This is a genomic window from Stenotrophomonas sp. HMSC10F07, assembly GCF_001807895.1.
GTDB lineage: Bacteria > Pseudomonadota > Gammaproteobacteria > Xanthomonadales > Xanthomonadaceae > Stenotrophomonas > Stenotrophomonas sepilia.
Window position 1 is genome coordinate 1 of sequence record NZ_KV791356.1, and the last position, 9,177, is coordinate 9,177.

Consider the following 9,177-nt stretch of genomic DNA (forward strand, 5'->3'; position numbering starts at 1 on the left):
TCCTCCAGATGGATCACGGGAGATCCGCGCGGTGAGTGGATGCGCGGCGGGCATCCCGCCGTAGTGACCCTGTACTGATCTGGCGTGGGACGCGACGCGCTCTGCGCGTCGCCCCTCACGTTGCTGTGCAACGCGTGGGCCCCTCCCTTTGCCGGCCTCTCCCCGCCCCTGTCGGGGCAGCCACTCAACAGAGGGGCTTGGTCCTCCAGATGGATCACGGGAGATCCGCGCGGTGCGTGGATGCTGTTCCTGCTGGCAGGCTCATCCACGCATGGCGTGGATCTACCCGGGATATCCGTGCGGACGCTGCGGGTTAACATGTACGCATCACCTGCTGGAGCTTTCCCCGATGACCGCTGAAATCCTCGTCCCCGTGTCCTTCGGCGAGCTGCTGGACAAGATCTCGATCCTGCAGATCAAGTCCGAGCGCATCAGCGACGAGGGCAAGCTGGCCAATGTGCGCAGGGAGCTGTCGGCGCTGGAACAGACCTGGATGGCACACCCGGCTGCGGTGAAGGACATCGCCAAGCTGCGTGCCGAGCTGAAGGCGGTCAACGAGCAGCTGTGGGACATCGAGGACGACATCCGCCTGAAGGAGAAGGCGCAGGCGTTCGACCAGGGCTTCATCGACCTGGCGCGCAGTGTCTACCTGCGCAACGACGAGCGCGCGCGCATCAAGAAGGCGATCAACCTGGCGCTGGGTTCGGCGTACGTGGAAGAGAAGTCCTATCAGGATTACGCGCAGCGCACGTGATCCCGGGCAGTCCGCCGCTCACCCCAGGTGGTCGGCGACGTAGCGTTCGAAGGCGGCGATACCGTCTTCGACGGTAATCAGTTCCATTACATCGTCGAACTCGATCTTGGTGCCCCACTTCAGATCGGTGGCCTGCTTGGCCAGGTACTTGCGCGCTGCGTCGTCGTAGCGGTCCACGCAATAGCGGCGGTCCGAGTACGGGCCGCTGCGGTCCGGATTGCTGGCCGCATGCAGCCCCAGTACTTTGGTGCCCATTGCGTTGGCGATGTGCATCGGGCCCGAGTCCGGGGTCATCACCAGATTGGCGCGGGCCAGCAGGGCAGGCAGCTGCTTCAACGTGTCCTTGCCGACCAGGTCCAATGCAGGCGTCTGCAGCTGCGCCTGGATCGCATCGGCCATGTGGCGCTCCAGTTCGCTGCGGCCACCGCACAGCACCACCCGCCAGCCGCGCTGGACGGCATGGTTGGCCACCGCGGCGTAGCGGTCGGCGTACCAGTTGCGGCGCACGTGGCTGGAACAGGGCGAGATCATCAGCACCGGGCGGCCATCGTCCTGCCACTGCGCGGCGGCCCACTCGAAGGCGGACGGCGGCACGGCCAGATCCCAGCTGACTTCGGTCTGGCGCAGGCCCAGCGGCTCGCAGAAGCTGCCGATGGCATCCAGCACGTGGATGCCGGGGCGATCGGGAATACGCTCGTTGATGAAGAGCCCGTGCAGGTCCTTGGAGCGGCTGCGGTCGTATCCGATGCGGCGCTCGGCCGGAATGAAGGCCGACAGCAGGTTGGCGCGGAACGCGACCTGCATCTGCAACAGCGCTTCAAAGCGCCCCGGTGGCAGGTGCCTGCGCAGTTCCTTGACCCCGGCCATGCCGCTCTTCTTGTCGTAGGCATGGAAGGTGACGCCGGGCAGCCCGTCGAGCAGCTTGTGGCCGGCTTTGTCGATGATCCAGTGGATCGGCGTGTCCGGGCGTGCGGCCTGCAGGGTGCGCACCAGGGGCACCACGTGGGTGACATCGCCAAGTGCGGACAAGCGCAGGAGGCACAAGGAGGAGGACGCTGATGCCATGTGTTGTTAGACTCAATGAAATGGTCGCATTCGACGCCAATGAAGCGCTGACGCCATGCCGCGAGGGTCGCGGCATCGGGGCCATTCTGTTCGACCGCGAGCGGCTGCGGCAAGCCGATATTGGCCTGTTCTCGCCCCAGCACTGGGGCAGCAAGGCCCGCCCGGTGGGCGAGGGCGGCCGCGGCAGCGCCTGGTTCGTCGATGCGCCGTTCGGTGCCAGCGTGCTGCGCCACTACCTGCGCGGCGGCATGGCGGCCCGGATCAGCCACGACCAGTACCTCTGGCGCGGCTCGGACCGGACCCGCAGCTTCGCCGAATTCCGCCTGATGCGCGCGCTGCGCGAGAAGAAGCTGCCGGTGCCACGGCCGATCGCCGCGTTCTACATGCGTGAGGGCCTGCGCTACCGGGCGGCGATCCTGATGGAACGGATCGAGGGCGTGCGCTCGCTGGCCGACCGCGCACTGGTTGCGGGCCGGGGCGCGCCCTGGGAAGAGACCGGGCGGCTGATCGCCCGTTTCCACCGTGCCGGGCTGGACCATGCCGACCTCAACGCGCACAACATCCTGTTCGATGGCAGTGGTCATGGCTGGCTGATCGATTTCGACCGTGGGGTGATCCGCATCCCGGCCACCGGCTGGCGCGAACGCAACCTCAAGCGGTTGCTGCGCTCGCTGGTCAAGCTGCGCGGCGAGCGCAGCGTGGAAGATGTGCAGAAGGACTACGCACGGCTGCGCCGTGCCTATGACATGGCGTGGAACCGGGGCACCTGATGGACTGGTCGTTGCGTTTCCTCGGCGTCGGCAATGCGTCGGCGGTCGAGCTGGGATCGCCGATGTCGGTGATCGAGCGCGGTGGTCGCCCGTGGCTGACCATCGATTGCGGCGGTGAAGGCCTCACCGCGTTCAAGGCGCACTACGGGCACATGCCGCAGGCGCTGTTCGTCACCCATGTGCACCTGGACCATGTGGCCGGCTTCGAGCGCCTGTTCGTGGACACTTTCTTCAATGCGCACCGGCGCGGCAAGGTGCGCCTGTACGTGCCTGCCACGGTGGTGCCGCTGCTGCACAAGCGCATTGCTGACTATCCGAACGTGCTGGCCGAGGGCGGTGCGAACTTCTGGGATGCCTTCCACCTGATCGTGGTGGGCGAGGCGTTCTGGCATGAGGGGATGCGCCTGGAGGTGTTTCCGGTGCGCCATCACTGGCCGGAGACGGCCTATGGCCTGCGCCTGCAGGGCGCGCTGACCTGGAGCGGCGATACCCGGCCGATTCCGGAGATGCTGGCGCGCTACGCCAACGACAACGAACTGATCGCCCACGACTGCGGCCTGCATGGCAACCCGTCACACACGGGCGTGGACGACCTGGAGCGTGAGTACAGCATCGAACTGCAGGCGCGGATGATGCTCTACCACTACGCCAGCGTGGCCGATGGCCAAGCGCTGGCCGTGCGCGGGCACCGCGTGGCGCAGCCGGGGCAGTGCGTGCCGCTGGCCGACCCGACCGCGCCGCACGTACTGGTGCAGGATCCGCCGTGAGCAGGACCGGCCAGCCCGCTGTTACGGCGCGGGCTGCCGAACTGGAGGCGCTGGAGCGAGCGCTGCAGTAGCGCTGGGCCATGCCCGGCGAGGGGCGCCAACCAGGGTTGGCAGCTGCCAGGGCCGGGTGTCGCCAGAAAAGGCGATGGCCCCGCCGGCTGACCTCGGCGCCCGCGTCGATCGATACCGTTGCTGCCTTCCGGCCCTGGCGGGGTTTTCGACCTAGCGTCGCGAGGGGCCGACGGGGCCACCATAGAGACGTTGGCCGCCCCGAGGGCGGCCAGTTCACGGATCAGGGGAAGCAGCGCGCGATGCGCCGGAGACCACAGCCGGACTGCACATCGGCTAGCCGATGGCAGGCGCTCATTCTAGCGCAGGCGGGTGCGTCGATGCCAGCTTCACGCACTGAATCGGCTGTAACCCGTTCCCGGCCACGGCGGCCGGGCGTGGCTCCCGTTGCTAGAATGCCGGCCAGGAGGAACGACCTCCCCCATATCGGGAATCAAAGACCAGGACGGCCTGGCCCTACCAAGAGGAGGGCCGTCATGGCCTGGATCTATCTATTGTTTGCCGGCCTGCTGGAAATCGTCTGGGCCGTGTCCATGAAGCAGTCCGAAGGCTTCACCCGTCTCACCCCCACCGTGGTCACCATCATCGGCATGATCGCCAGCTTCTGGCTGTTGGCGGTGGCCATGCGCAGCCTGCCGCTGGGCACCGCCTATACGATCTGGACCGGCATCGGCGCGGTCGGCGCGTTCGTGGTCGGCATCGTGTTCCTGGGGGAGCAGGTCAGCCCGATGCGGATCGGTGCAGCGGTGCTGATTGTTTCCGGCCTGGTGCTGATGAAACTCTCCAGCAGCTGAATTTATTTACTCATGGCGGGGAATGGATTCTCCGCCACATGCAGCGATATGCATTTTCGGCAAAACCATTCTGTCTGCCTATTTTATTTGACGTGCGTCATGAAAATAACGCGCGCGATTCACATGCCGCTGGCACGGCCGGTCGCACAGTGCCGCCATTCGTCGGGCGAAATCGGGGAGTTTTCGTCCTGGTGGACACGCTGACGTACCTGTCCCGGGGTGCGATCACGTGAAGATGTGAAGATTTTCAGGAGTTAATGCCTTCAGGCCTTGTTCCCGTATCGGGAGCAGGGGTGGACCGCATTGTCTCGAAAAACCTGCCAGCTGTGCCATCCGGTCTTTTCATGGAGATTTGCCGATGAACCGCATTTACCGTCTGGTTTTCAATCGCGCCCTTGGGGTAATGCAGGTTGCTTCGGAGGTCACCCGGAATCCCGGCGGAAGCGCGGTCGGCGCAGGGCGGGTGCTGCGATTGCGGGCGCACCAGCTGGCGGCGGCACTGGCCGCCACACTGGCCAGCGGATCGGCATTCGCGGCGTGTACGGGCACCACGACCGTAAACTGCGACAGCACCACCAACATCAACAACTACTCCAACGCGACCAGCGGCCTCACGCTGAACATTGCCGCAGGTGCGTTGCTGCGTACGCCGCCGTTCGTAGGTGGAGGCAACGCAGCAACGCTGACCGGCGACAACGTGACGGTCAACAACGATGGCACGATCGATCCGAGCTCGATCGTCCTTGCCTCGCCCGGCCTGGTCATCGGCAATGGTTCTGCCAACAACAGCGCGATCGTCGTCAACAACAACGCCAGCGGACAGATCAAGGGTGTCGTCAACATCGCAACGCTGCTGGGCTTCGGTGGGCAGGCGCTGGTGGCGCAGAATGTCAACGGCACCACCACCATCAACAACGCCGGCCTGATCAGCACGTCGTTGATCGGCACAGGCAGCGTTTCCGACGCGACCACGGTGGTGGCCTACGGTGGTGCGGCAGCCAATGTGACCAACACCGGCACCATCGAAGGGCGTGTCGGCCTGGGCGCTTCTGGCGGTAATACGTTCCTCAATGCGGGGGCGGTCAGTGGCAGCGTTCACCTGGGTGATTCGACCGGCGGCAATACCTTCACCGCAGTGTCGGGTTCCAGCGTTGTGACCGGTGGCGGCAGCGCTGTTGCCGGCGTGATTACCGGTGTTACCGGGGTGAGGGTTGCGGCTGCGGGATCGGTCGACGCCGGTACCGGCAGTGGTGCGGCCAACAACACGCTGGTGTTGCAGAACGTCGTCAGCGGTCCGGGGTCCGGCACCGGCGGAGCGGTGACCACACTGGGCTGGAACCAGTACCTCAACTTCCAGAAGCTCACCGTCAACAGCGGTACCTGGAACCTGCAGGGCGCATGGGGCGGATCCGGCCTGACGACGCTCAATGATGGCCTGGTCAATTTCAACAATGCCGATTCATTCGGCACAGGGCAGTTCACGGTCAACGGCGGTGCCATCGCATCCTCCACGGCCGGTCTGAACCTGGCCAATGCGTTCAGCCTCGGCGGCAATCTATCCCTGGCCGGGACCAATGCGTTCGGCTTGAATGGCGTGCTTTCTGGCGCTGGTGGGCTGACGGTCAACAACACCGGCATTGTTACTCTCGGCGGCGCAAACCTGTTCTCCGGTGGCGTCAACCTCGATGCCGGCGGCCTGCTGCTGGGCAATGCCGGTGCACTCGGCAGCGGCAACCTGACCGTCGGTGGCAGCGCCTCGCTGGATACGACGGCGGGCTTCAACCTGGGCAACAACCTGGTGATCAATGGCGGGGGCTCGCTGAACCTGCTGGGCAGCAATGCGCTGACATTGAGTGGCTCGATATCCGGTGCCGGCAACGTGACCAAGAACGGTGCCGGCACGCTGACCTTGAACGGTGCCAATTCGCTGAGCGGCAGCTTCAACCTGGCCGGGGGCGCGTTGGCGCTGGGCGCGGGCGGCAGCCTGTCGCCCACCGGTGCGATCTCGCTGGACATTGGTACCAGCCTGGATCTTTCGGCGGCGGCCAACCAGACCATCGGCTCGCTGGCCGGCCTCGGCGGTTCGGTCAACCTCGGCAGCCACACCCTGACCCTGGGCGGGCTGGGCAATACCAGCTACAGCGGCACGTTCGCCGCAGGCACCGGCGGCCTGATCAAGGTCGGCACCGGTGTGCAGACCCTGTCGGGCGTCAACAGCCTCACGGGCGGTGTTGCGCTCAACGCCGGTGGCTTGTTGCTGGGCAATGCCGCCGCGCTGGGCAGCGGTACACTCTCTGTCGGCGGCAACACCACCTTCGACGGCACCACGGCGCTGGCGCTGACCAATGCTGTCAGCCTCGCATCGGGTGCCAGCCTGAATCTGCTTGGCGGGCAGGCGCTGACGTTCAACGGGGTGATCAGCGGCGCGGGTGGCCTGATCAAGGATGGTGCATCGTCACTGACCCTCAACGGCGCCAATACATTCGGCGGCGGTCTGGCGCTCAACGCCGGCAGCCTGGTGCTGGGCAACGGCGGTGCACTGGGAACCGGCGCACTGAACGTCGGCGGCGCGGTATCGCTCGACGCCAGCACCGGGCTCACCGTGGGCAATGGCATCACACTGGGCGCCGGTGGTTCGCTCAATGTGCTGGGCTCGAACGCGTTGACGCTGGGGGGTGTCATTGGCGGCAGCGGCAGCCTGGTCAAGAACGGCGCTGCCACGCTGACGTTGGGCGGCGCGAACACGTTCACCGGTGGGCTGGCGGTGAATGCCGGAACGGTGGCATTGGGCAGTGGTGGGCGCCTGGCGGCGACCGGCGCGGTCAGCCTGGCCGGCGCTGGCAGCGCACTGGATATCGCGCTGGGTGGCAACCAGACCATCGGTGCATTGTCCGGTGTGGCGGGCAGCACCCTGGCACTGGGCAGCAGTACGCTCACCTTCGGTGATGCCACCAACCAGACCTTCGCTGGCGTGATCGGCGGCACCGGTGGCCTGGTCAAGCAGGGCAGTGGCGTGCAGATGCTGACCGGCGCCAATACCTTCAGCGGTGGGGTGAATCTTGCGGCCGGTGGCCTGGTGCTGGGCAATGCCGGTGCGCTGGGAAGCGGTGCCATGACCGTCAGTGGCAACGGTTCGCTGGACACCACTGCAGCGCTCACCCTGGGCAATGCGATCAACCTCGGCGCGGCCCTGACCCTGCCGGGCAGCCAGAACCTGACCCTGGGCGGCAACATCACTGGCACCGGCAGCCTGGTCAAGAATGGCGCGTCGACACTGACCTTGAACGGCACCAACACCTTCAGCGGTGGACTGAATGCAAACGCCGGCAGCCTGCTGCTGGGTAACAGCGGCGCGCTTGGTACCGGAGTACTGGGCATCGGCGGCAACGTCACGCTCGATGGCAGCGCCCCGTTGAGCCTGACCAACAACGTTGATCTGGGCGCCGGTGCGGCACTGTCGTTGCCGGGCTCGCAGGCGATCACGCTGGGTGGCGTGGTGTCCGGTACCGGCAGGCTGGTGAAGAACGGTGCCAGCACGTTGACCCTCAACGGCGCCAACAGCTTCGGTGGTGGGCTCACCGTCAACGGCGGCAGCGTGTTCCTGGGGAACGCCGGCGCACTGGGCACCGGTGCACTGTCGGTGGGCGCCACTGCCACGCTGGACAGTTCGGCAGCGCTGAACCTCGCCAACAACGTCAACCTCGGGGCAGGCGCGGCGCTGGATCTGCTGGGCAGCCAGGACGTGTCACTGGGCGGTCTCATCAGTGGCACTGGCAGCCTGGTCAAGAATGGTACGGCGACGCTGGCGTTGAATGGACCCAACACCTTCAGCGGCGGTGTCGGCCTCAACGCGGGCCTGCTGCAGCTGGGCAATGCGCAGGCACTGGGTACCGGCCAGCTGGACGTGGGCGGCAACGCTTCGCTGGATGCAACGTCTGCACTCACCGTAGGCAACCTCATCGGCCTGGCCGCCGGTGCGAATCTCTCCGTGCTGGGCGGCAATGACCTGACGCTCTCCGGTCCGGTATTCGGGGCCGGTGGGCTGATCAAGGACGGCACGGCCCGCCTCACCCTGTCCGGCGCCAACGTCTATACCGGTGGCACCACCATCAATGCCGGCACGCTGGCGCTGGGGGCGGGCGGCAGTCTTGCCGCGGCCGGAGCGGTGGATCTTGCCGGTGCCGGTGCAACGCTGGACATCTCCGCAGCCGGTGCGGCGCAGACCATCGGCGCGCTGAATGGCGTGGCAGGCAGCCACATGGTGCTGGGCGCGCAGTCGCTGACCTTTGGCGGCGCCAGCAATGGCAGCTTTGCCGGCGTGATCGATGGTGCCGGCGGCCTGATCAAGACCGGTGCCGGCGTGCAGACGCTGTCCGGTCCCAATACTTTCAGTGGTGGCCTTGCACTCAACGACGGTGGCCTGGTTCTCGGCAACGCCAGCGCACTCGGTACCGGTGCACTGGGCATTGGTGGCACGACCACGCTGGACAGCACCGTGGCGCTGAACCTGGCCAACGCAGTGAACTTCGGTGCCGGTACGCAGCTGACCCTGGGTGGCAGCAACGATCTCACCCTCGGTGGCGTGGTGGCCGGCAATGGCAGCCTGATCAAGAACGGTGCGGGCCTGCTGACCCTCAACAACACCAATACCTTCGGTGGCGGCCTGACCTTGAACGGCGGTGGCCTGGTGGTCGGTGCGAATGGTGCGCTCGGTACCGGCGCGCTGGCGGTGAATGCCAGTACCACGCTGGACGCGGGCGCGGCAGTGACACTCGGCAATGCGGTCACGCTGGGCTCGGGCGTCGTACTGACGTTGCCGGGCAGCAATGCGCTGACGCTGTCGGGCGTGGTCGGCGGCAATGGCAGCCTGGTCAAGAATGGTGCCACCACGCTGACGCTGTCCGGTGCCAACACCTACACCGGCGGCACCACCATCAATGCCGGCACGCTGGCGCTGG

The 9,177-nt window shown here is 66.3% G+C and carries 6 protein-coding genes and 1 other RNA gene; 5 read left to right on the top strand and 2 right to left on the bottom strand.

Annotation, left to right across the window (positions count from 1 at the left end):
• Positions 1 to 349: 349 nt before the first annotated feature.
• Complete coding sequence (locus tag HMPREF3114_RS06430; protein WP_005415482.1) at positions 350 to 754, top strand: DUF6165 family protein; 405 nt, start codon at positions 350 to 352, stop codon at positions 752 to 754.
• Positions 755 to 772: 18 nt separating this feature from the next.
• On the opposite strand, the gene HMPREF3114_RS06435 is transcribed toward HMPREF3114_RS06430, so the two are convergent.
• Positions 773 to 1,819 (bottom strand): glycosyltransferase family 9 protein, encoded by a 1,047-nt coding sequence (locus HMPREF3114_RS06435; RefSeq protein ID WP_005415483.1) that lies wholly within the window; start codon positions 1,817 to 1,819, stop codon positions 773 to 775.
• A gap of 20 nt (positions 1,820 to 1,839) precedes the next feature.
• Between HMPREF3114_RS06435 and HMPREF3114_RS06440 the strand changes: the two genes are divergently transcribed.
• Both HMPREF3114_RS06440 and HMPREF3114_RS06445 read left to right on the top strand, forming a co-directional pair.
• Complete coding sequence (locus HMPREF3114_RS06440) at positions 1,840 to 2,589, top strand: 3-deoxy-D-manno-octulosonic acid kinase (RefSeq protein WP_053500321.1); 750 nt, start codon at positions 1,840 to 1,842, stop codon at positions 2,587 to 2,589.
• Positions 2,589 to 3,356, top strand: coding sequence for an MBL fold metallo-hydrolase (locus HMPREF3114_RS06445; RefSeq protein ID WP_005415485.1), 768 nt, complete (start codon positions 2,589 to 2,591; stop codon positions 3,354 to 3,356). The genes HMPREF3114_RS06440 and HMPREF3114_RS06445 overlap by 1 nt, the downstream gene beginning before the upstream one ends.
• A 148-nt stretch (positions 3,357 to 3,504) precedes the next feature.
• Here the strand turns inward: HMPREF3114_RS06445 and ffs are convergent.
• Positions 3,505 to 3,601: signal recognition particle sRNA small type (gene ffs, locus HMPREF3114_RS06450), an RNA gene on the bottom strand.
• 300 nt (positions 3,602 to 3,901) lie between these two features.
• Between ffs and sugE the strand changes: the two genes are divergently transcribed.
• Positions 3,902 to 4,219 carry a DMT family transporter gene (sugE, locus tag HMPREF3114_RS06455; RefSeq protein ID WP_005415486.1) on the top strand — a complete coding sequence of 106 codons (318 nt, stop codon included), beginning with the start codon at positions 3,902 to 3,904 and terminating at the stop codon, positions 4,217 to 4,219.
• Positions 4,220 to 4,577: 358 nt separating this feature from the next.
• Positions 4,578 to 9,177: autotransporter-associated beta strand repeat-containing protein (locus HMPREF3114_RS21395; RefSeq protein WP_256337633.1), on the top strand; the 4,600-nt coding region annotated here is incomplete at its 3' end.